Source organism: Azospirillum oryzae, from assembly GCF_008364795.1.
GTDB lineage: Bacteria > Pseudomonadota > Alphaproteobacteria > Azospirillales > Azospirillaceae > Azospirillum > Azospirillum oryzae.
Genome location: NZ_VTTM01000001.1, coordinates 18,849 through 41,170, shown reverse-complemented (window position 1 = coordinate 41,170; position 22,322 = coordinate 18,849). Strand labels below are relative to the sequence as shown.

Annotated in this window: 22 protein-coding genes and 1 tRNA gene; 12 read left to right on the top strand and 11 right to left on the bottom strand. The window is 61.5% G+C overall.

Features of this window, described 5'->3' with window-relative positions; all coding sequences use genetic code 11:
• Positions 1–25: 25 nt before the first annotated feature.
• Together FZ938_RS00210 and FZ938_RS00205 are read left to right on the top strand one after the other, a co-directional pair.
• Positions 26–1,579, top strand: coding sequence for a SpoVR family protein (locus tag FZ938_RS00210; RefSeq protein ID WP_149196723.1), 1,554 nt, complete (start codon positions 26–28; stop codon positions 1,577–1,579).
• Positions 1,580–1,645: 66 nt separating this feature from the next.
• Positions 1,646–2,533, top strand: a complete 888-nt coding sequence (locus FZ938_RS00205; protein ID WP_246457545.1) for an FkbM family methyltransferase — start codon at positions 1,646–1,648, stop codon at positions 2,531–2,533.
• Between the two features lie 50 nt (positions 2,534–2,583).
• Here the strand turns inward: FZ938_RS00205 and FZ938_RS00200 are convergent, their stop codons facing one another.
• A complete protein-coding gene (locus tag FZ938_RS00200) occupies positions 2,584–3,435 on the bottom strand; it encodes a PilZ domain-containing protein (protein ID WP_149196721.1) in 852 nt (283 codons plus the stop codon).
• A 187-nt stretch (positions 3,436–3,622) separates the two neighbouring features.
• On the opposite strand from FZ938_RS00200, the gene FZ938_RS00195 reads away from it, so the two are divergent.
• The 5 genes from FZ938_RS00195 (at position 3,623) to FZ938_RS00175 (ending at position 8,363) form a co-directional block, all read left to right on the top strand.
• A complete protein-coding gene (locus FZ938_RS00195) occupies positions 3,623–4,717 on the top strand; it encodes a serine hydrolase domain-containing protein (protein WP_246457543.1) in 1,095 nt (364 codons plus the stop codon).
• Positions 4,718–4,882: 165 nt separating this feature from the next.
• Positions 4,883–6,613 (top strand): long-chain-fatty-acid--CoA ligase, encoded by a 1,731-nt coding sequence (locus FZ938_RS00190; RefSeq protein WP_149196720.1) that lies wholly within the window; start codon positions 4,883–4,885, stop codon positions 6,611–6,613.
• Positions 6,610–6,900, top strand: coding sequence for an acylphosphatase (locus FZ938_RS00185; RefSeq protein WP_149196719.1), 291 nt, complete (start codon positions 6,610–6,612; stop codon positions 6,898–6,900). Before FZ938_RS00190 ends, FZ938_RS00185 begins: the two co-directional genes overlap by 4 nt.
• An 88-nt stretch (positions 6,901–6,988) precedes the next feature.
• Complete coding sequence (locus FZ938_RS00180; protein ID WP_149196718.1) at positions 6,989–7,864, top strand: hypothetical protein; 876 nt, start codon at positions 6,989–6,991, stop codon at positions 7,862–7,864.
• Complete coding sequence (locus tag FZ938_RS00175) at positions 7,851–8,363, top strand: hypothetical protein (RefSeq protein WP_149196717.1); 513 nt, start codon at positions 7,851–7,853, stop codon at positions 8,361–8,363. The genes FZ938_RS00180 and FZ938_RS00175 overlap by 14 nt, the downstream gene beginning before the upstream one ends.
• Before the next feature lie 2 nt (positions 8,364–8,365).
• Here FZ938_RS00175 and lipB read toward each other — a convergent pair whose 3' ends face one another.
• A complete protein-coding gene (gene lipB / locus FZ938_RS00170) occupies positions 8,366–9,052 on the bottom strand; it encodes a lipoyl(octanoyl) transferase LipB (RefSeq protein ID WP_149197629.1) in 687 nt (228 codons plus the stop codon).
• 220 nt (positions 9,053–9,272) lie between these two features.
• Between lipB and FZ938_RS00165 the strand changes: the two genes are divergently transcribed.
• A tRNA-Leu gene (locus FZ938_RS00165) sits at positions 9,273–9,357 on the top strand.
• A 104-nt stretch (positions 9,358–9,461) separates the two neighbouring features.
• Entirely contained in the window at positions 9,462–11,147 is a 1,686-nt protein-coding gene (locus FZ938_RS00160) for a site-specific integrase (RefSeq protein ID WP_149196716.1), read from the top strand.
• A 16-nt stretch (positions 11,148–11,163) separates the two neighbouring features.
• Here the strand turns inward: FZ938_RS00160 and FZ938_RS00155 are convergent, their stop codons facing one another.
• From FZ938_RS00155 to FZ938_RS00125, 7 genes are all read right to left on the bottom strand, one after another.
• Positions 11,164–12,222: a tyrosine-type recombinase/integrase gene (locus FZ938_RS00155; protein ID WP_149196715.1), complete on the bottom strand. Its 1,059-nt coding sequence runs from the start codon at positions 12,220–12,222 to the stop codon at positions 11,164–11,166.
• 157 nt (positions 12,223–12,379) lie between these two features.
• Positions 12,380–13,039 (bottom strand): hypothetical protein, encoded by a 660-nt coding sequence (locus tag FZ938_RS00150; protein ID WP_149196714.1) that lies wholly within the window; start codon positions 13,037–13,039, stop codon positions 12,380–12,382.
• A gap of 30 nt (positions 13,040–13,069) precedes the next feature.
• The gene (locus FZ938_RS00145; protein WP_211101024.1) at positions 13,070–13,477 is read right to left on the bottom strand and encodes a hypothetical protein; all 408 of its coding nucleotides are present in this window, start codon (positions 13,475–13,477) and stop codon (positions 13,070–13,072) included.
• Positions 13,478–13,500: 23 nt separating this feature from the next.
• Positions 13,501–14,172: a hypothetical protein gene (locus FZ938_RS00140; RefSeq protein ID WP_149196712.1), complete on the bottom strand. Its 672-nt coding sequence runs from the start codon at positions 14,170–14,172 to the stop codon at positions 13,501–13,503.
• Positions 14,169–16,577: a tape measure protein gene (locus FZ938_RS00135; protein ID WP_149196711.1), complete on the bottom strand. Its 2,409-nt coding sequence runs from the start codon at positions 16,575–16,577 to the stop codon at positions 14,169–14,171. The genes FZ938_RS00140 and FZ938_RS00135 overlap by 4 nt, the downstream gene beginning before the upstream one ends.
• 215 nt (positions 16,578–16,792) lie before the next feature.
• Positions 16,793–17,083, bottom strand: coding sequence for a hypothetical protein (locus FZ938_RS00130; protein WP_149196710.1), 291 nt, complete (start codon positions 17,081–17,083; stop codon positions 16,793–16,795).
• Positions 17,083–17,733, bottom strand: a complete 651-nt coding sequence (locus FZ938_RS00125; protein ID WP_149196709.1) for a hypothetical protein — start codon at positions 17,731–17,733, stop codon at positions 17,083–17,085. Before FZ938_RS00125 ends, FZ938_RS00130 begins: the two co-directional genes overlap by 1 nt.
• Positions 17,734–17,925: 192 nt before the next feature.
• On the opposite strand from FZ938_RS00125, the gene FZ938_RS30900 reads away from it, so the two are divergent.
• Positions 17,926–18,192 (top strand): hypothetical protein, encoded by a 267-nt coding sequence (locus FZ938_RS30900; RefSeq protein WP_246457542.1) that lies wholly within the window; start codon positions 17,926–17,928, stop codon positions 18,190–18,192.
• A 330-nt stretch (positions 18,193–18,522) separates the two neighbouring features.
• On the opposite strand, the gene FZ938_RS00115 is transcribed toward FZ938_RS30900, so the two are convergent.
• Entirely contained in the window at positions 18,523–19,101 is a 579-nt protein-coding gene (locus FZ938_RS00115; protein WP_149196707.1) for a helix-turn-helix domain-containing protein, read from the bottom strand.
• A 344-nt stretch (positions 19,102–19,445) separates the two neighbouring features.
• Positions 19,446–19,841: a hypothetical protein gene (locus FZ938_RS00110; protein WP_149196706.1), complete on the bottom strand. Its 396-nt coding sequence runs from the start codon at positions 19,839–19,841 to the stop codon at positions 19,446–19,448.
• A 235-nt stretch (positions 19,842–20,076) separates the two neighbouring features.
• Here FZ938_RS00110 and FZ938_RS00105 point away from each other — a divergent pair, with 235 nt between their 5' ends.
• Together FZ938_RS00105 and FZ938_RS00100 are read left to right on the top strand one after the other, a co-directional pair.
• Positions 20,077–20,319, top strand: coding sequence for a hypothetical protein (locus FZ938_RS00105; protein WP_149196705.1), 243 nt, complete (start codon positions 20,077–20,079; stop codon positions 20,317–20,319).
• A gap of 166 nt (positions 20,320–20,485) precedes the next feature.
• Positions 20,486–21,862, top strand: coding sequence for a hypothetical protein (locus FZ938_RS00100; RefSeq protein ID WP_174757341.1), 1,377 nt, complete (start codon positions 20,486–20,488; stop codon positions 21,860–21,862).
• Positions 21,863–22,322: the final 460 nt, after the last annotated feature.

Below are 22,322 nucleotides of genomic sequence, written 5' to 3'. Positions count from 1 at the left end.
CCGGGGCGGTAGGGGGAGATCGAGAATGACGGCTGTGATCACCAGACCCGACGCGCTGCTGTATGACGGCGTCGAGTGGGATTACGACAAGATCAAGCGCGTCTACGACGCCGTCGAGCACATCGCGCTGAAGGAGATGGGCCTCGACGTCTATCCCAACCAGATCGAGGTCATCACCGCCGAGCAGATGCTCGACGCCTATTCGTCGATCGGCATGCCGCTGATGTACCGGCACTGGTCCTTCGGCAAGCATTTCGCCCGCGACGAGATGATGTACCGCAAGGGCTACCGCGGCCTGGCCTACGAGATCGTTATCAACTCCAGCCCCTGCATCAGCTACATCATGGAAGAAAACACCATGACGATGCAGACGCTGGTGATCGCCCACGCCGCCTTCGGCCACAACCATTTCTTCAAGAACAACCAGCTGTTCCAGCAATGGACCGATGCCCAGGGCATCCTGGACTATCTGGAATTCGCCAAGACCTACATCACCCATTGCGAGGAACGCTACGGCCACGCCGCGGTGGAGCGGGTGCTGGACGCCGCCCATGCGCTGATGAGCCAGGGCGTGCACAAGTATCCGAAGAAGCGCTCCGACCTGCGGACCGAGCAGCGGCGCGAGCGCGAGCGGCAGGAATACCAGGACCAGACCTTCAACGATCTGTGGCGCACGGTGCCGAAGCCGGCCGCCGGCCAGCGTCCGGCCAAGTCGGTGTCGGAGCGCAAGAAGCTGCTCGGCCTGCCGGAAGAGAACATCCTCTATTTCCTGGAGAAGAAGGCGCCGCGGCTGGAGCATTGGCAGCGCGAGATCCTGCGCATCGTCCGCCACATCTCCCAGTATTTCTACCCGCAGAAACAGACGAAGGTGATGAACGAGGGCTGCGCCACCTACGTCCATTACCAGATCATGAGCCGCCTGCACGAGACCGGCCAGATCAGCGAAGGCGCCTTCCTGGAGTTCCTGCACTCGCATACGTCGGTGGTGTTCCAGCCGGAGTTCGACGACAAGCGCTTCTCCGGCCTGAACCCCTATGCGATCGGCTTCGCCATGATGCAGGACATCGCCCGCATCGCCGAGAAGCCGACCGACGAGGACCGCCAGTGGTTCCCCGACCTCGCCGGCCGCGGCGACGGCATGGCGGCGGTGCGCGAGGCCTGGGCCAACTTCCGCGACGAAAGCTTCATCCTGCAATATCTCAGCCCGCATCTGATGCGGAAGCTGAAGCTGTTCAGCGTGCGCGACGACGCGGAGGACCCCTATCTGCTGGTCGATCACATCCACAACGAGCGCGGCTATCGCGACATCCGCAAGAAGCTGGCCCGCCAGTACGACCTGGGCTACCTGGAACCGGACATCCAGATCGTCGACGTCGACCTTGCCGGCGACCGCAAGCTGATCCTGCAGCACCGCGTCACCAACGGCGTGCTGCTGGACGAGAGCGACGCCAAGGCGGTGCTGCGCCACATCGCCAACCTGTGGGGCTACGAGGTGCAACTGATCGAGGTGTCGGCGATCTCCGAAGCGATCCTGAAGGAACATGCCGTGACGGCGCCCAGCGGGATCGGCGTGATGTGACGTGTGGGACCGGCTCCGCTACACTTCCGCCGGCAATGCAGCCAATGGGCAATGCAGGGGGGAGCGATGGCGGAGGATCTGTTGGGCGGTGCGGGGCCGGTCGGGCTGGTCAGGGCGAGGCATGGCCTGATGATGTACCGGCGCACCGACAGCGTCGTCGGCCGGTCGCTGGACTATTACGGCGAGTATTTCGAGCAGGAGGTCGCGCTGTTCCGCCAGTGCGTCCGGGCGGGGGACCGGGTGATCGACGTCGGCGCCAACATCGGCGCCCACACGGTGGCGCTGGCCCGTCTGGTCGGCCCCACCGGCCGGGTCCTGGCGCTGGAGCCCATCGACGCCAACCATCGGCTGCTGTGCGGCAATCTGGCGCTGAACGGGCTGGACTGGGCGGACGGCATGTTGGCCGCCGCCGGGGCCGCCGACGGGGTGCTGCATCTTGCCGGCGTGGCGATGGATGCGGAGGGCAATTACGGCGCGCTGTCGCTGGATGCCCTGCACGGCGACCGGCCGGTGCCGGTTCACCGATTGGATGGTCTGGCTCCTGACGGGGCAGGCCGCATCCGTCTGATCAAGATCGATGTCGAGGGGATGGAGGCCGAGGTTCTGGCGGGCGCGCGCGGCCTGATCGCCCGCGACCGTCCGGTCCTCTATGTGGAGAATGACCGGCCGGACAAGTCGGCGGCCCTGATCCGCCTGCTGGGGGAACTGGGCTATGCCTGTTATTGGTATCTGCCCGCCTTCCACAATCCCGCCAACTTCGCCGGCCGGTCCGAGGCGATCTTCGGCCATGGGCTGGTCGACAACGGCACGGAGATCCACGGGCTTGGCATGGGGATCAACCTGTTCTGCCTGCCGGCCGAGGCGGGCGCGCGCATCAGCGGCCTGCTCCCCGTCGCCGATCCGGACGAACATCCGCTGCGCCGTGGCCATAACGGGCGCTTTATTGGTGGTTGAGGGCGGTGGTTGAGGGCAGCGGTGGACGGCGCGGTGCAGGCCTGAGGACGTCAGCGCTCCGGTTCGGGCTTGATGCCGGCCTCCTTCATGGCGTGTATCAGGTCCAGCATCACGGTGCTGATGTCGGGGAAGGACAGGGCCACCGCGCGGCGGTCGGGGTCGAGGCGCACCACATGGGCGATCTGCCGGCCGCCGACGCGATGGCTGATCTTATCGGGACCGACGGTCTCCGGAATCTCGGGGCAATACAGCTCCAGCCGCAGCTTGCCGCCGACGGCGTGGGCGAACTCCTCCGGCGGCAGATCGACCAGCAGGCCGCGGGTCGACCAGTTGATCGTGGTGCAGCGCCGCCCCTCCGCCTCCACCGCCAGGACCGGATCCATGTAGCGGATGGCGCGGCGGCGCTCGAAGCCGTTGGGCGGCTTGGCGCCGACGTCGTGCTGGTCCAGCTTGTGCTTGGCCGCCTGCTTGGTGCGGTCGTCCACACCGTCCTTGCTGGTCATCAGCGTCGCCTGCACGCGCCGCTCGACACCGTGGCGGAATTCGTCGTCGGCGCCGAAGCGCAGGGCCTTGGCGAAATGGTCCTTGGCCTGGGTCAGCAGCGCGTTGCGTCCCTTTTCGTCGCCCCGATGGCCGCAGCGTTCGGCCTGGATCAGCAGCGAATCGACGCTGCGCTGATAGGCGCCGCGCTGGATGGCGCGGGTCAGCTCGCGGAACTCGGCGGCGCGCAGACTGGGGAATTCCCGGGTCTTCAGCAGCCCGGCCATTCCCTCCGCCAAGGAGTCGACGCGGGCGGGGTCGCCGGTCTCCGCCTCCCGGCGCAGGGTCCGTATCGCTTCCTCCGCCTTGCGAAGCAGCTGGTCTTCCAGTTTGCGGCGCTGGTCGGCGTCCATCACAGGCATGGCACGGCCCTCCATGGGGGCGGTTTCATAAGGATACAGCAGGCCGGCATCGGGTGACAGCTGACAGTTGTGGTTAACGGCCCACCTGCGGGGCGCCCCAGTAGGAGCGGACCCGATTTTCCTTTGCCTTGTGAGTGCCTTCTTATCTGTGGTGACAAACAGGACGGGTAGCGGGAGTGGGCGAGCAATGGACAAGAACAAAATGGCGGGCGCGGATACCGAACTGGGCCTGCTGACCGCCGCCCTGACCGGCCTGCTGGGGGAAGAGGGCGCAAGCCCCGCTCCGGCCGCGACCGCCATTGTCGCCTTCGTCCGTGGCCGGGGGGCCGATGCGGAGCCGGTCCGCACGCTGGTGCTGCGGCGGAAGCCCGTGCGCGGTGCGTCGGCGGCTGATCCGGCCGACCGGCGCGCCCTGGTCTACAGCCTGACCAAGACCATTCTTGCCGCCGCCGTGCTGCGGCTGGCCGCGCGCGGCGTGGTCGATCTCGACGGGCCGGCGGAGCGCTGGCTGCCGGAACTGGCCGGGCGGCCCGTGTCGGTCAGCGTGGCGCAGATCCTGACCCACCGCGCCGGCCTGCCCGAGTATGGCGGCCGGGCCGACTACCATGCCGCCGTCGCGGCCGGCGCGGAGCCCTGGAGCGGCGACGAGTTCCTGGCGCGCTGCGGGGTGGCGCAGGGCGAAGGACCGCCGGTCGGCGGCTTCGCCTATTCCAACATCGGCTATCTGCTGATCGGCCGGCTGTTGGAGCGGGCGGGCGGCGCCCCGCTGGCGGAGTTGCTGGCGCGCGAGGTCTTCGGCCCGCTCGGCCTGTCCAGCGCGTCGCTTCTGCGCGACCGGTCCGACCTTGACGGGCTGTTCTTCGGACCGAGCCCGAACTTCGGCGGGGCTCCGGTGGCGGAGGCCTATCATCCCGGCTGGGTGTCGCATGGGGTGGCGGCGATGACGGCGGCGGATGCCTGCCGCCTCATCCACGGCCTGACGGAGGACTATCTGCCTGACGCGCTGCTGCGGCGGATGCGGGACGGGCTTCCGGTCGGCGGGCCGATGGGCGGGCGGCCCTGGGTCGAGCCGTCCTATGGGCTCGGCATGATGGTGGAGCTGGACCCGGTGGCCGGACCCTATTGGGGCCACACCGGCGGTGGGCCGGGGGTCACGCCCGCGGCCTTCCATGCGCCGGGGCCGGTCCCGGTCTCCGTCGCGGTCTTCCTGGATGGCGAGGACGGAAACCTCGCCGAATGGATGGCGGTGGAGGTGCTGCACCGGCTGCGCGGCGTGCGATAGGGCAGCACACCTCCTGCTTGTGCAAGATGGCTGCTTGTTCCGGATGGCGGCGATCCCATCTCCTCTCCAGGGGACAATCCCCCGCTTCCCGGCGTAGACTCAGGGCGGCGGCGGTGCCGGGCGAAACCGGCCACCGGGACCAGGAATTCAGGGGAGGAACCGCGCATGGGAGACGCTGCCCGCAAGCTGCCCGATTATCCATGGCTGGCCTCATACCCGCCGACGGTGGATTGGGCGATGCCCATCCCGGCCCGGCCGCTGACCGAGTTGCTGGAAGGCGCGGTTGACCGCCACGGCGACAAGCCCTGCCTGAACTTCCTGGGCAAGCGCACCAGCTATCGCGAGCTTGGGCGGCTGGTCGATCGCGCCGCCCGCGGCTTCCAGGCGATCGGGGTGGGGAAGGGCACGCGGGTCGGGCTGTTCCTGCCCAACACGCCCTATTACGTCATCGCCTTCTTCGCCATCCTGAAGGCCGGCGGCACGGTGGTGAACTTCAACCCCCTCTATGCCGAGCGCGAACTGGTCCACCAGATCGGCGACAGCGACATCGACCTGATGGTCACACTGGACCTGAAGCTGCTCTACGGCAAGATGGCGCGGATGCTGGAGGAGACCGGGCTGAAGCGGCTGGTCATCTGCCGCATGGCCGACATCCTGCCCTTCCCGAAGAACTGGCTGTTCCCCATCGCCAAGAAGGCGGAGATCGCGGCGATCCCGCGCGACGACTGCCACATCCCCTTCGCCAGACTGATCGCCAACGACGGCCGGCCGACTCCGGTCGCCCTCGATGCGCAGGAGGATGTCGCGGTGCTGCAATATACCGGCGGCACCACCGGCGTGCCGAAGGGCGCGATGCTGACCCACGCCAACCTCTACGCCAACACCATCCAGTGCGCGACCTGGTACGCGGCGAAGGAGCGCAAGCCGGGGGAGGGCGGAACCGAGGATGCGCAGGAGCGCATGCTTGGCGTGCTGCCGCTGTTCCACGTTTTCGCCATGACCGCGGTGATGAATTTCGGCCTGCATCTGGGGGCGGAGATCGTCTTGCTGCCGCGCTTCGAGCTGGAGCAGGTGATGCGCACCCTGCAGAAGGAACGCATCACCCTGTTCCCCGCCGTGCCGACCATCTACACCGCGATCAACCACCATAAACATCTGGAGAAGTTCGATCTTTCGTCGATCCGCTTCTGCATGTCGGGCGGGGCGCCGCTGCCGCTGGAGGTAAAGGAGGCGTTCGAGCGCACCACCGGCTGCACGCTGGTGGAGGGCTATGGCCTGTCGGAATGCTCGCCCGTCGCCACCGTCAATCCGGCGGTGCTGCATTCGGACAAGAAGGGCTCCATCGGCCTGCCGCTGCCCGGCACCGTCGTCGAGATCGTCAGCCTGGAGGAACCGCGCCGGGTCCTGCCGCCGGGCGAGAAGGGCGAGGTCTGCATCCGCGGGCCGCAGGTGATGAAGGGCTATTGGCGCCGCCCGGCCGAGACGGCGCAGACGCTGGTCGACGGCCGCCTGCACACCGGCGATGTCGGGGTGATGGACGAGGACGGCTACACCACCATCGTCGACCGCATCAAGGACATGATCCTGTGCAGCGGCTTCAACGTCTATCCCCGCAATGTGGAGGAGGCGATCTACCTGCACCCGGCGGTCGCCGAATGCGTGGTGGCCGGCTTGCCGGACGAGTATCGCGGCCAGACGGTGAAGGCCTATGTCCGGCTGGACGACGGCAAGAGCCTGACCGCGGAGGAACTGATCGCCTTCCTGAAGGACAAGCTGTCGCCCATCGAGATGCCGAAAGTCGTCGAATTCCGCCAGGAGCTGCCCAAGACCATGATCGGAAAGCTGTCCCGCAAGGCCCTGCTGGACGAGGAACAGGGCAAACGGAGCGCCGCATGACCGCCGTTGATCGCAAGGCGGTGCGCGTCCGCATCCAGGGCAGGGTGCAGGGGGTGTGGTATCGCGGCTGGACCGTCGATCAGGCGGGGGCTCTCGGCCTGACCGGCTGGGTGCGCAACCGCAGCGACGGCACGGTGGAGGCGCTGTTCGCCGGCCCCGCCGACGCCGTCGACCGCATGCTGGACGCCTGCCGCCGCGGCCCGCCCTCGGCCATCGTCCGCGACGTGGTGTCCGAACCGGAGCAGGACCCCGGCATGGTCGGTTTCGAGCAGCGGCCGACGGCGTAAGGTCGCGCATTAGCGTTCCGCTAACCATGACGGCGGCATGCTGGCCCCTGAGAGGTTCGGGGCGAAATGGTTTGGGGACGGTGGCTGGATGACCGCCAGAAAGCCGGATGTGGCCGACATGAAGGCCATGCTCACCGGCGTCTTCGCCAAGGCGGCGGAGGCGAAGGGCAAGGCTGTCCGCGCGCCCGTGGCTTCACCGCCGCCAAAAACTCCCTCCGCGCCGGGACGCGGCGACCCCGCCGTTCGCCTCAGCCTGGGGCCGGATGCGGCGGAGGATGTGTCGGCGCGGCCGTCCGAACCGCCGGTTGCCGACTTTGCCGACCGGCTGGGGCCGGCGATCCAGGCGCTGGCACGCGATTTGGCTCGGCTGCTGACCGCCTTCGGCATGGACCGGAGCGATGCCGCTGCTGCCGAAGCCGCGCTCGTTGCCCGCTTCGGCACCGCGGAGCGCGGGGCTGCCGTGATGGCGCTGGATGGACCGGCCGGCGAGTTGCGGCCACTGGCAACGGATGCCCGGCAGGACGTGGCGGTCGAGCTGCGGGGGATCGGCCTCACCCTTGCTGACGGGCATGTGGAAGTGAGGCTGGACGAGACGGCCCTGGTACTGGCGCGGGTGCCGGCCGAAGAGAAGGGGGAGGGGCTGGCCGCCATGCTCGGCGCCCTGCGCTCCGCCATCCGTCCGGGCAAGGGGCTGACGGTCGAGACCGACCGGGTCGCCATCGACGATCTCGGCCGCGTCATGGAGATGCTGACCGGGGCGATGTCCGGGCCGCCGCAGGGTCTGGAAGGCACGGTGACGCTGTCGCCGCTGGGGGGGCCGGAGGCAGGCGGAGCGCTGGACCTGTCGCTGTCGCTCTCCGGACGGCTGGGGGAAGTGATGCACCCCATGCCTTCAAAACACATGCCGGCAACGGAGAAGCCGGTCGGCGAGGTCAAGGAGCGTGGGTTCGATGTCCGGATTTGATGCGCCGATCAAGGCAGCCCTCTGGCTGTGCGGGCTGACGCTGCTGGGTGCCGCCCCGGCGCTGGCCGGTGCGCTGGAGCGGACGGAGCAGGGCCACATGGCGCCGCCGCAGCCGGGGGCCAGCCTGCCCATCTCGCCGCCGATCGTGCAGTACGCGCTGCCGTCGCAGTGGATGACGATCCGCTCCAAGGACGACTGGCGCAAGGCCGGCAAGTTCGAGAAGGAACTGAGCAAGGAGTGCGCCGCCCTGCGGTTCAACGAGATCGAACCGATGCGTTTCCGCGCCTACTACAAGGGCGAGGTGCTGGGCGTCGCCTTCGGCCATGGGCTGAACCTGAACGATCCCGGCAAGAAGGCCGACCGCAAGAAGATCTACCTGTTCCGCAACGGCGATTCGACCGGCTGCACCGTGCAGTCGATGGACAACCAGGACCCGCGCGTGAATCCCGCCGGCAACCAGGCGGCCACTCCGGCCGCCGGCGGGTTCAAGAAGTACTAGCCTTACCCCTCGCCGTCCGCCTCCCCCCGCATCGGGCCGCCGAACACCTCCGGCCATGCGGCGATCAGGGCGGAATCGATGTCCTCCATGGTCACCAGCTGGCCCAGTGCCACGATGGAGGTGACGCCATGCTCGGCGATGCCGCAGGGGACGATGCCGCCGAAATGGGACAGGTCCGGCTCCACGTTCAGAGCGATGCCGTGGAAGCTGACCCAGCGCCGCACCCGCACGCCGATGGCGGCGATCTTGTCCTCCTGGCCCTTCAGCCCGCCATAGGGCTGCTTGTCGACCCAGATGCCGACGCGCCCCTCGCGCCGCTCGCCCTTGATGTTGAAGGCGGCGAGCGTGCGGATGATCCATTCCTCCAGATCGCGGACGAAGCCGCGGATGTCGGCGCCACGCTTCTTCAGGTCCAGCATGACGTAGGCCACGCGCTGTCCCGGCCCATGATAGGTGTACTGGCCGCCGCGACCGCTGCGGTAGACGGGGAAGCGGTCGGCCTCCAGCAGATCCTCGTCGCGCGCGCTGGTGCCGGCGGTGTAGAGCGGCGGATGCTCCAGCAGCCAGACCAGCTCCGGCGCGGTGCCGGCGCGGATCGCCTCGACGCGCGCCTCCATCTCGGCGATGGCGTCGGGGTAGGGCACCGGCTCGTCGGAGATGCGCCACTCCATCGCTTGCGGGGCGGGCATGTCGGACTGGGGGTGACTGGCGGTCAGGCTGGTCGGGACGGTCATTCGATCTGGTCTCTAACGATGTCGGCTTGCGGTGTGGGCGGAGCGGCCGGAGGGCCGTTCCGAATTTTTCTTCGCAGACGATGATTGTAACGCTTGATCGGCCATCGGGAAGCTGATATCTACCCGCTCCACCCGATGAGGCGCGCGAGCGAGCGTCGGGGACTACCAGCCTGATGCGGTCGTGGCGGAATTGGTAGACGCGCAGCGTTGAGGTCGCTGTGGGGCAACCCGTGGAAGTTCGAGTCTTCTCGACCGCACCACTCCCAAGTAGTTGGGAACTAACGAAAGGCCCGCAGGTCATTGACCGAGCGGGCTTTTTCGTGCCACAAACCATCACACAAAACGTCACACAGTGGGGCGGTGGATGGCTGGCAAGAAGAGCGGAACGGGGATTCCCAACGTCATCTGGAAGGGGAACCGTCTGCACTACAAGCGACGCTGGCCGACGGATGTCAGGCGACTCCATCCGGAGATGAAGGAGTTTTGGGAGGAAGCTCTCGGGACATCCGATCTCAAAGTCGCGCTCTCAAAGGCATCTGAGCTAAACCTGCGCTTCGATGCCCAAGCGGAGCGGCTGCGTGGTCCCTCCCCCGTCGAGCAGGCGAAGCAGCGGCTACGGCAACGCTCGTTCAATGAGCGTGACCGATTCAAGTATGGGGTCGAGAGCGTTCTCGGACCGGAATTGAAGGTGCCGGCGGAACTGCTGGATGGCGGGGCGTTCCTGCTCAGCAATCCATCTGACTATCGGATCCGTCCCAATGAGGCGCGTTCGATTGAGCGTGTGGTGGAAAGGTTCGGCATGCTGGCCAAGGACCTCGCCATCCCCGTGCCAGAAGGCGCGAAGGCCAATCGGGTGCAGGAATTTGAGGCATGGAAAGCCAAGTGCATTGCCGATGCTAAGCAACTCGTAGAGCTATTGAGAGCTGTCGAGATTGAGCCTGAGTCGCTCGGTGTTGAACTGCCCGAGAAGCTAACTGAAAAAAAGAAGTCGTTCACATTGCTTCAAGTTGCTGAAAAATGGGGTGCGGCAAATGCGGCGCCTCAGCAGCATATCGACCAATACAAATATGCATGTAAATTGTTCACCGACCTCTATGGTGCCAAGGACGTAGACTCTATAACGGCTCTGCAGATCAGCGAGTTCAGAGAAAAGTTGGTCGACATGCCGAATTCAACTCGGAAGGAAATTCGGAGCGCTGACATGGCGACTGCTATTGAGAGAGGCCGAGAGCTGAACTTACCAAAGATTAGCCCAACCACTGTGAACAAGCACATGTCTGCGGTAAAGACAATAATAAAATGGGGTTGGGAACATGGATACGTGGAGAATAATGTCGGAGAGCGTATCCGTGTGAAGCGGTTGCGGGTTAAACAAGCAAGAAGGGACTTCAAAAAGGATGAGCTGCAGGCACTCATTTCTAAAGTTTCCGAAGTGCTGTCACCGAATTCCGATGACTTTTGGATTCCAATTGTTGCGCTTCTGCATGGTGCGCGGCGGGAGGAGGTATGTCAGCTTGAGAAGGCAGATGTCCAAAACGTCGATGGCATATGGTGTATGAACATTCGTGTTCTCTCGGACTCGGACGATGAGGATGCTGAAGAGAAGTCCCTGAAGACTGCGAACAGTAGGCGTCTGATGCCAATCCATGATTGCGCGCTGCGCATGGGATTTGTTGCGTATGCACATTCCTCTAAATCCAGCCGGGTGTTTCATTCTCTGTCTCAAGACAGTCGCGGGGATTTTGGGGGTGCGTATGGAAAGAGATTTGCTCGGCTTCTACGCGAAAAGGTTAAGATCACTGACAAAAAGGTGGTATTCCATTCTCTTCGCCACTCTTTTATTACGGCCTGCCGAAATGCAGACATGCCAGAGACTATGGAGCACACTCTCTCGGGTCATTCTGGTTCGAGCGTCGTTCATGACGGCTATGGCTCAAAGCAAGAAGTGCCCAATCGTAAGCGGTGGCTCGACAAGGTTGACTTTGCGGTTCCCGCTCTGTCCGAGTTGGTGGAACTGATGGAGAAAACGCGGAAGTCGAGCGCAGCGTGAGTTACAACGCGATATGTCAGAACTTCACTGCGTCGATTGCCTCCTTCGCGAAGTTGGGGGCGTGATGTCCATAGACGCGCTCGATCATCTCAATCGACGTATTGGTGAACTTGGCGATGCGGGGGTAGGGCACTCCCGCCTGTACCATCCAAGAGATGGCGGTGTGCTTCAGCATGTGGCTGCTGATGTGGGGGATGCCCGCACGGCGGCCGGCGGCGGCAAGGGCTACCTTGACGTCCCTGACGGGCTTCCTGCGCCATTCGATGACATAGGGGGTGACGGCGCATTCTCGAGCGGAGCGGAGAGCGTCAATCAGGGGCGTATGCCCGGCGATGGGGGTCGTTCCGCGTAGCTTCTTGCCTACGTCGTCTCCGAAGTCGATGAACTCATGGCCAGGGCGTTTAAGGTCGACCCTGTCCCAAGTCAGTTCAAGGATGGCACCGCGGCGCTTCCCGGTTGCCAATGCGATACGGACAAAGAGCGCTATGTGCGGAGAGCAAGCGGCGACAAGGCGTGCGGCTTCGGCCTTGGTGATCCACGTGTCCCGTGCCTTGCCGGCAGACAGTTCCACCCGGAACTTTGGAGGGCGGTCGATGAGGCCTTCGGCGGTTGCCCAGTTCAGCGCGGCACGAACCATCCGTAACTCTTTGCTGATCGTTGCTTCGCTGACCGGGGCGCCGCGGTGGCGGGCGGGATAGCGCCCTTGTGTGGGTTCCGCGGCGCGGCGGATGATGTAATCGTTGATGATGGTTTGTGTTAGCTGCTCATGGTGTAGGTTGCCCAAGAGACGAAGCGGAGCGGCGAAAACATAGGGGAGTGTTTCCGGACGCGCTATGAGTAGGCCCCTATACCGACAATAAGATCCGATGATATCGGAAATAAGAGCGTTCGGCAAAGCGCTGGGCATTTTGTAATTTGCTATGAACTGGTCAAGAAAGATATGAGCGCGGCGTTTGTCATGCGTGCCTGTTGACTTCGTCTTGGACCGGCCGTTCTCATTGTATCGGATGAGATAGTAGCCGTTCTGTGCGGGGCGCATGTGGAAATTTGGGAAGTCGAGTTTCTTCCGTGGCATGGCTCCAATTGCCTCCCTGCTGTGGCGAGGTCCGCTGAGTGTCGGAGGAGCATAGAGAGCAAGGTGAAGCTAAATGAAGATGTTTAGTGCGCTAAACAAACGGCTATGTGGTGACAAAAAAGGCGCCCCGAGTAGGGCGCCTCTCTGCTAAATTGACTTAATGATCCCAGGTTGCGTGCTTGCTGAGCGTTGGGAATTGCTCAGCATAGTATTTCATTTTATCGGCTGGGTCCTGCCATTCGATCAGACAGGAATCGAAAGCCAGAAGTGCCAGTTCGTTCTTTGCTGCAGCGTCCTCCTTGATCGCGTCCCAGATAACAGGGGTAAGGAAATCCGTCAGGAATTCGGTAGCCACAATTTCGGCGTTGACCTTCTCGCTGTGGCTGGCGTTGGGGTCTTGTTCGGCACCGCGCTCAACTACAAAGCTTGCGCATGCAGTGATGAGGTCGAGACGGTCAACGTCGGTCTGGTCGGCATCGTAGATCATGGAGTACATGCGCTCGAGATGGATTGCATAGCGCCGCTCAATAAGGTCTGAGGGCACGCCTAGGAAGTAATCTCGGCTCCATGCCAGGGTGATGTTAGCGCGGAGTTCCTGTGCCTGTGGATTGTCCTTCATTTTTTCCCAGCGCTGGGGAGTGATAATCGACTTTCCGGTGTTCGCTACATCGCGGAGGAAGGCGTTTCGCTTGCCCAGCGGCAGGAAGTCCGGATGGGTGGCGTAAGCCTTGGCCTTGCGGTTGACGTAGCCAAGGAATTGAAGGCGCGTTGCGGCGCCGGTGAAGGCTTCCGGAGCCTTCCCGTTGTTGGTGTTCATAGGTTTGTTCTTCTGTGTTAGGTGGGTGCGTTAGGAGAAGAGGGCTTCTTCCATCATCTTAGAGAATGCGCCGGCCGCTTCTGCCATGTGGTCCATAGTTCCATTTACGGACTTATCTACGAATTCAGTGCGGAGACGTTCGAGATTGTGTCTGGATTGACGCTCGAACCTCTCGATCTTCTTGTGAATGCCGATTCTGTTGCATTGGGACCGGTTCAGCCGATGTTCGGCGATTAAGCTGCGGGTTTTGGAGATCAGGTAGTCGAGCACTTCGGCGAAGGTCGAGACGTAGAGTTCCGCGGCTTTGGTGGCACCTTCGCGCGTAGGGTCGGCTTCAAAGATCGCGTAGGCGTCGGCGAATAGAGCGGCGTTGTCGATGTTTACATCATCGAAGATGCCCTTCATGTCCTCAAGGAAGCACCGCACATTGTAGTCCATGCGCGGCGCTCGGTTACCATAGTTCACTTGCTTACTTCCTCACGAAAGCGTCTGACTTCTTCCGCGTTGGGACAGCCGAAAGCGGCTGCATGGTTGTCATAGTCCGGATAGGTGCCGACGATCCTTTGCATGATGCGGTCGGCGGTGATCTCGGTGGTGTGCATGACGCCACCGATGCACATGTTCGCTCCCAGCTTCTGGGCTGTGGCGTGCTGGGCCAAGGCGACCTTGACCATTCGTGCGTCATCCATGTCCGGGGGCATGGGTGGGGAGGAGGTCAGGAAGGAGGGGCCGAGATACATGCCGCGGGGAAGCTCGCGGAAGGTCACGCGGTCTTGGCCGCGGGGCATCTCCCAGCGATAGGCGACCAAGTCGCCCTTCTCATCCGACCATCCCATGATGGTCGTTTCCACGGCCATGGTGGGGGCTTCGGTCCGCTTGTGGTCGAGAATCAACTCATGCACGTCGTGTCCGATGCGGAGCACGCTGTCGATGGTGCTGTAGTCTTCCATGGCAGATTTGACGGCACGACAGGCAGGGACGTTACCCCGCGCGACGACAGCGAATCGGCCGAATATGTAAGTCTTGCGGTCGGTGAGATATGCCGGCCGGTCTTCCTCTCCGTACTCATAGGTCAGAGTATCGGAAAGGCAGAGGATACGGTCAGGCATGAAGAAGATGTTTGCTACGCTCATTGCAGGGCCTCCTTGATCTGAGAATCAAAAAAGGCCTCAGCATCATCGTTCGCGGGGAAATGCTCGGCGCTGGTCGCGAAGCTCTTGAACGCTTTCGCCATCACGTCATTGGCGGACAGGGCTTCCGTCTTGGCGCGCTCAAAGGCGGTCTCGATTTCCTTGGGGATCGGCTTACCGGCCCTGACAAGTTCATCGTAGTTCCGCTGCAGTTCGGCCATCCGCTGAGCGGCGCGTTCCGTCGGCGTGGCGGTCTCGGTAACGAGATTGCGAGCGAAGGCGGCTGCATCGTTGTAGCGCTGAGCCGCGTCGGCCGCGTCCAGCTTGGCCTTTGCTTCGCGCTGGTCGAGGTCGATACCCGCTTCCTTGGCTTGGCGGTTCAGCTCGCGGAGACGCGACTCGGTCTCGATCTGCCGGGATACCTCAGCGTAGGCGTTGGCGCCCTTGAGGTTGGCATCGGCAAGACGGACGAGGGTGGCGGCTTCGAAGTCGAGATCGGCAAGCCGGCGGTTCTGGGCCTTCTGCCCGCGTTCGGCGGTGCGCTCTTCGCGGGAGAGGGCATTCTCACGCTTGTTGATGCGGTCGATAGCCTCGTCGTACTCAGTGTTCACCGCGGCAACGGCCTTGGCGTACTGGGTCTCATCGACACCCGCGACATGGGCGGCGGTGAGCTTGCTGAGCTTGTCGTCCCGTTCCTTCGCAGCCTTGGCGACAGGGTCCGTCTTGGTCAGGACATCGGCAATGGTCTGCTGCCCCTTCTGCCGGATGTTCAGTTCCTGCTGTAGGGCGGCTTGGAGGTCGGATTCCCGTTCCTTCTGAGCGGCGTCGGCTTGGCGCTTTCGGATGCCGGCGAGTTCGCGCTCAGCCTGTTCCATGTACTGGCGGTCCTGTGCGTCGAAGGCCGGGCTTTTCCAGAAGGAGTTGTTCCGGTCCTCAATGTTTTTCCGTCGCTTGGCGATCTCAGCTTCAAGGTCGGTCGCGCGCTGGTCATCCGACGGCGCGACCATGGCGCGGGCGCCCTTCACGGCGTCACGGAAGAAGCCGTAGACGTTCTTGACCAGGGTGGAGCCACCAAACACGGTATCCAGGTCGGCAAGGAGAAGCGTCCATTCGTTCTGGATCTCCGTCGCCATGGCGGAAGCGGTACGCGGCAACTGGGCGAACTGGGCGTCGACGTCCTTCGCGGCGTTGGTGAGGGCGTTGGTCATCACGTCCGCAGTGATCTTGCCCTCGCTCGCCATGGTCTTCAGGGCGCCCGTGCTGGTGCCCAGTTCCTTGGCGATGGCGGAGAGGATGAGGGGCATGTTCTCGGTCATGGACCGGAACTCATCGCCCTGTAGCTTGCCTGATGCGAGAGCCTGTCCGAACTGGATCAGACCGGATTGCAGTTCGGAAGTGGTTGATCCGCCGATTCGGCCCAGCTTGAGGAAGGTGTCGGCAAGGCCGGTGGCTTCCTTGGTCGTGATGCCGATCTCGCGGCCGGCGAGGATGAAGCGGTTGAAGGCCTGTGCGCCGTCCTCGAGCCCGATACCCATCTGGTTGGCACTGGTGACCAGCGACGCGAAAGCGGTTTGCCCGGCTTCGGCGGAACCGGCCAGGACGGTGAAGCGCTGGGTGAGCTGCGACACGCGGTCATGTGCTTCGGTGGTGGCGCTTGCAACGGTCCAGATACCGGCGGCAACCGCGGCAACACCCGCGACCGTCAGCGCGGTGGTGGAGGTTAGGGCGCGAAGGGAACCGGCCAAAAAGGAAGCCCCCTCAGCGCCCGCAGAAGCGCGCTGGGCGAGGTTTGCGAGTCCGGACACTGCAACGCCTACGCCTGCGCCCGCGCCTCTGTACGAGGCTCCTAGGGCGTTGATGGCGCCAATGGTTCCGCTGAAGCCGCGCGACAGGTTCGGAAGGAGTCCGTTGGTTCGCGCGAGTTCGCTGTTCAGCGTGCCCATCTCGCGAGCGAAGGTGCCGTGAGCGCGGGCGGTCTCGAGGCTGCGCGTACCGGTGTTGCGAAGCGTGGTCGTGTAGGCGTCGAGCGCTGAGCGAGCGCGGCCGATCATCTGGGCGTTGCCGTCGCCTTGCCGGCCGATTCGCTGGATCATGGAATCGGTGCGACTGAGGGCGGCTTGGTACCGGCGTTCCTGCGCGACAAGCTGATTGTAGGCGTCGACGGCTGCGGTACGGCCAGTGGGGGAAGTGGGAGTGGTGGAGGAAGTGCCGGGCCGGGAGTTGGAACCGCCGGGTGCGTTTGAAGCGGCCTTGATGGCGGAGAGGGACTTCGCGATCTTGGTGGTCGCATCGTCGATCTTCTTTGTGATGCCCTTGGCGAGTTGCGCACCAATCTTTTCGCCAGCGCTCTCGGCCTGCTTTTCGATAGGCGAGAAATCTACGGAAGCTGTGAGTTGAATGTCTGACATGAGAACAAAAAGGCCTTGGGAAATCTGTTCGTCTGGAATGGCGTCGCGGCGTGTCGGAGGTTCAGCGGCGCTTAAAGTACTTTAAGGGGAGAGTGCCCCCGTCCTTGGTGGGACGGGGGCGGTACAGTCGCCGCGCCCCAGCTGGAGGTGCAGCATCGCGGCGGCTGTTGAGCACTGGGACAGTGACGGGGTGCGTCCTGTCCCGAGGGAGGGAATTAGACCGGATCAGGAATCGGGTCGCCGAAGGTCCAGCCGTCATTGCGCAAGGCGTTGTATTCGGCCTGGGAGAGGGCCTCGAAGCGCTGGGCGTATTCCGTCGCCTGTGCGGCTTCGGCCTCCTCCTCGGTCTTCTCAGCGTCGCTGAGAGGGACTGCGACAGGATTCCAGCCGGCTTCGCGGAATAGCCGATACCATGCGTCGGGCACGTTCTCGGGGAAGGTCCGATTGACGATGTCCGCGCCCATCTGAGCGGCGGCGTAGAGATCGGAGGGGCAGAGTACCGACATTACGCGGTCTCCTTCGTCTCGGCGTTCGTCGGGGTGTAGCGGTTGCTGCCCTTCATCCGATTAAACCGGAACTGTGCTGTGGCAGAGGCAACCGAACACGGCGCCACAAAGGCATTGCTGGGGAGCAGGGTGCGCTCCTTGATCGCGTGCATTACCGCACTGCGCCAAGCGCCTGGATGGGAGAGCGAATTTTCATTCAGTTGGTAACTCGCTGCATCTTCTGCCGTGTTCGCGACAGCGTTTGCTTCCGCGATCAGGGTAAATAGGCGGCTGATAGTGGCGTCGATCTCGTCTGCCATACCGCCCAACTTCCGGAATGCAGCTTGGATGGTGTCGGAAGCTTCGCGGTGCTGAGCGTCCGCAAGAGCCTGTTCAAGGGTGGTGACGTTCTGCCGGGCGGCGTCGACGGTCAGGGAGGCGTAATCGCGCTTAGCGATGGCGTCACGTTCAGCGGCGCCAGTTTCCTCAAGCCGCTGTTTCGTCTCAGCGGTGGGAGCCATGAGGTTAGCCGCGATGGCGTTCCTGAGATCGTTGACGGCGGCGGCGTGGGCATCTTCCGCGGTGGAGGCTTCGGCGATGGATGATTGCAGAATGAGGGTGGCGCGGCTCAGCGCGTCGTGTGCAGCCTGCACGGGGGTAATTTCGTTCATTGCTTCATTATGTCTGGTGTCAGTTGGACGAGCGAGCGTCCAGCAAGGATTGGAAATGGCTGAGTGGTGCGGCGATGTAGATTTCGCTGCTGCCTTCGAACCAAAAAATGAAAGGCTCTTGTGGGCCGCTGGGCGCCTGATGCTTGATCTTACTGGAACGGAAGCGGCGACGGCTTTCGTAGGGAGCCTTGCTTGGGAGTGATGCTTGGTAAACGGGTGTCATTGTTTCGAGGGTGCTGGGCGCTTGATGCGCGGCGACGGGATGAGATTTGCGAGGAGGGCCGCTTCGATCTGCGAGCGGTGGAGATATCGCTCTCCCCCTTGGCCACGTCCGCGACGGACGATTTCGCCAGGGAAGGCACCGCGACGGATGGCGCGATTCATGGTGCGGATACTGATACCAAGGATATCGGCAACGGAAGGGACAGGGATGAATCCATCTTCTGCGAACGGCAGTAGTTCTAAAGTGGGCTGAAAAGAAGGCATGCTGTAGGATCCAAAAGGGGTGGGGAACAGAGTTCACCCACCCGCGTAATGTGCTTAATTGAGGAGATGGCGATGTGTCTAATCATCGTCAACTGTCATTATTATAGGACAATTTGTCCTTTAACGCAAGAGTGACTCCTGTATTTATATTGCGCCGCTTCCTAATAGATAAGTGCCTGTGCTATAATAGTGCATTGCAAGAGATTATTTTTATTAACGTAGTCATTGTTTACTTGCTTCGTCTGTGTTGGTGGTGTCAAAGAAAACGCGCCTGAGCTATTCTGCTCGGCGCGTCTTTTTGTTTCAGATGGTGCGCCAGCCGCGTGTGGTGATGCCGGCTTTCTTCAAGATTCGAGATACGGTTGATACAGAGACCCGAAAGGTATGGGCGATGGCTGTTGCGGTGTATCGCTCCCGTCCCATGCGAATGACTTCCTCGCGCTGGGCGTGGGACAGCTTGGCGTTCGGGTTGTTGGCGCCTCTGTTGAAGTTGTTGGCGTGGAGCTGCCGTTGGATGTTGGTCGTTCTTGTTTCCCAGGCCAGATTATCGGGCGCGCAGTTCGTTGCGTCGCCGTCCAAGTGACTGCATTGCAGGTTGCTGGACTTCGGGGGGCCTTGCGTCGCGCGCAACACGGCTTCGGCGAGTTGTATTTTTTCCCGCTTCCATCTGCCGGTGACCGGGTGCCGGATATCCGTGTAGATGTTCACGTATTGTCGGTCGCCGCCCTTTTCCTTGAACGGCAGCACGCCGCGCGCAGTCGAAACATTGATGACGCTGATTTCTGCGCCACCAAAGTTTGTTATTACGCCATACTTCGAATAAGGGTGCGGGAGACGGTGAAAATTCTCGTTTCTCTGAAGAATTTCTAAGACAGTTTCCAAGTTTATCCTCTGATGTTGGTATCGGATCTCCTTGAGTTTCGTTAATGACGGAGAGCCAAAAAATGGAGGGATTAATGTTGCAAAGTAGGTTGTGCTGAATGACGCAAATACGCTGGGTTGACTGGACTAAAAAGTCAGTATTTTAGCCGGATCATGAAGCGCGACCAATGATGCAATAATGTAAATATGACAGTTACTGTCCAGACGCAAACGGAGTATTTTTTAAAAGTGCATCCCTTATAATAGGCGTATAGAGAGGTGCTTTATTTCCACTACCCCCGCTAAGCTGGAGGCAACCAAGCGCTTGGTTGCCTCTCCCCATGCAGGACGGCGCTTAAAGTACTTCAAGCCGGCTGAAGGGTGCCGCTGCGGAGTGTGGGTGTGGGGATGGCGCCGGCCATGGTGCCGGTGCGCGGCAGAAGGATCGGCAGGAGATCGCGTATGACCGCGGCAAGGGTGCGGCCTTCCGGTGTGTCCTGATTTAGGTCGGGATGGGTGTAGTGAAGGACAAGCAAGCGCTCGAGCGCTGTCTCAGGTCCGGTTAGGTCATGCGCCTGGGAGGCGATTGAATCCATCCGGTCGAGGAAGTCGCGGTCTGTCGGAATGGAGTTGTCATGTTCCAGCGCCATGAGCTGGGCATAGACGGGCATTCCAAGCGAGCGGGCGAGAGCTTCGGCCGGGGCTGTGTTGTCTTGGACGAAAGCGCAAGCGTGGGCGTTGACAGCAGCGGTCTGTGTCACTAGATAAACTCCAAGTGTGTGTGACGTAGTTATGCACGGCCAGCGGAGTTGCCGCTTCGCTGGCCATCTACGAAGGTCATTTGACCTACTGGCGATGTAAGGCGTATGCCTTACGCATGTCAACGCACTTTTACGCCATTGCATAAAATTTGACAGGCATTCTGGCTGCTAGGCCGGCTTGCCGAGATCTTCCCATCCTTCTAAGATCTCAGAAAACCAACGAGATTTTAGAGCGATGCAGCAAGCACGTGCAAAGCGGATTCTGGCGCTTCTGGGGTGGGGGCATGCGGAAGCTGCCCGGCAGTACAACAAGGTTGCCCGCACGCGGCTGCAACGGCAGGACGTCTATACGCAGCTGAACAGCAAGAAGCGCGGCGTCTCGGATGGGTTCGCGGTCTTCCTGCGGATGGCGGTCCATGTGGCGCGGATGGAGCGGCGATACAGGCCGGAGGCATGCGGACGTAGCGTAGAGCGGTGAGTAAACATGGGATTTGCCAGTCAAGATGGCAAATTATTATCGGACCTCGACGCTACAAATGAACGCATCTAGCGCGCCAAATCGTTGCATTTGTGATAATGGTATCTTTGACCATGCAGTCATCATGCTAACGTCTTTTTAATTGACCAATCAGAAGAGGTTATGAATGTCAATTGCAATTCATGACAGCAAATGTCCTCTCAATGCAGTTGATAGAAGGTTGAGCGACCTTCATAGACAGTGGCACCAAGCGGAGCAATCTTACTTTGATCCGGAAGCGTTTCGTGTTGCCATTCAGACGGCTATTCAGACGGCTAGGACAGTTTCGTTCATCCTTCAAAGCAACAAAGCGCTAATTCCAGGATTTAACCCGTGGTACGAAGGATGGCAGGAGCGTTTGAAAGCAATTCCCCTGATGCGTTGGATGGTTGAGGCCAGGAATCGGATCGAGAAGCAGGGCGACCTTGAAAGCCATAGCTGGGTTCGTGCTGAAATACTTGCTTCACACCTTGACGAGGGGCCTCGCGAGGACGTTCGCGCAGACCTATTCGAAGACCCAAAGCAAATCCTTAAGCGTATCCCGAAAGGCGCGCTGAAGTCGCACATTCTTAAGCATGGAATTTTGCGTCTAGAGAGAAGATGGGTTGAAAATACACTTCCAGATTATGAACTGTTAGACGCAGTCGCTATCGCATACGGACACCTATCCCAGCTTGTAGTCGATGCGCATCGCCAGTCAGGTTTGCCGGAACCGACCGCCGTGACTGACCATGGGGAACTAACTTATGATCACGACATGGCAGGCGGGCGATTGCCTTGCATGATTGGGCATAATGAGAATAAGATCCTGGATATTTGGATTGCGACTGGAGAGCCACTAAAATTTTCAACAGAGTCGGTTAAGTTTGATATTGAAAAAGCTGAAATGGCATCTGAGCGGTACGGTATTGAAAAGACAAGTGTTGTATCGGATGGCGCTGACACCCGCGAACATGCACGGCGTCTATTTGACGCGGCTCGGCAGATATATTTGCGCGACGGATATCACGTCTTTATAATCATGATTTTCCAAGAAGGAAAAACCATTGACATCCGGCAGGTGGAGATCGAAGAGCACGGGCAGAAGTATGCGTACATGCGGAGTCTTGCAAACGACGTGTTACGTTTGGGAGGGGACGCAGTCCTAACAATCAGCGAGATCTGGCACGCAAAGAAGACTGAGAACTACGCCTATCAGAGGGTAGTAGATATGCCGGATCGTGAAGAAGCATTAGCCGCCACGATGGTGATGAGGGAGGGAGAGCCCTTGCATCTAATGGCAAAAATATTGCGGTCTGAAGAAGGTGTTCAACTAGGTGAGACCGTTGAAATCGAAGGTGGATTTCCTTATGTACTTGCACCTGTATATGCTGCCTGGGGACGCGAAATTCCAGAATCATCGCAAACCACCGGAATGAACAGAATGCAGCTTCGGAAACCAAGAATGTCGTGGCTGCGTCGTACATTGCTCTCGACTACATCGTTGTCGGCGGTCAATCCTTAAGCCTTGGAAGCTCTCTTCTTGAGGGAGGGAATTGACGGGGCAGGGTCCTCGCGCGCGCGGGTTAAAGCACTTTAAAGGTTTCCGAGCACTTTGAGCTATGGCGTCACTGATGCGTATCATGGCTCCGTACTCTGGTAGCATGACGCTCGACCGCTACCAGAGTGCGGAGCGGGCTTGATCCCCTCTGATACGGCGTCCGCGTCTGGCCTGCTTTGGGACAGTCCCAAAATAACATTGAGCATGTAACCGCCGTCTGCGGTGCGATGCCATCTGGCTGGCTGAGGTGTGGTCTGCTGTCCACGTCGTGGACAGTAACATCAGCTACCCCATCTATATCCGCACCACCTGTCACAAGAATCAGAGCGCTGCTGAGGCACTAACCGCGTATCCTCCGTCGTTCACCAATGACGACGCAGTGTATGCGTTGAAGCTGGCGGCGGTTGTGGAGCGCGGGGGTAGC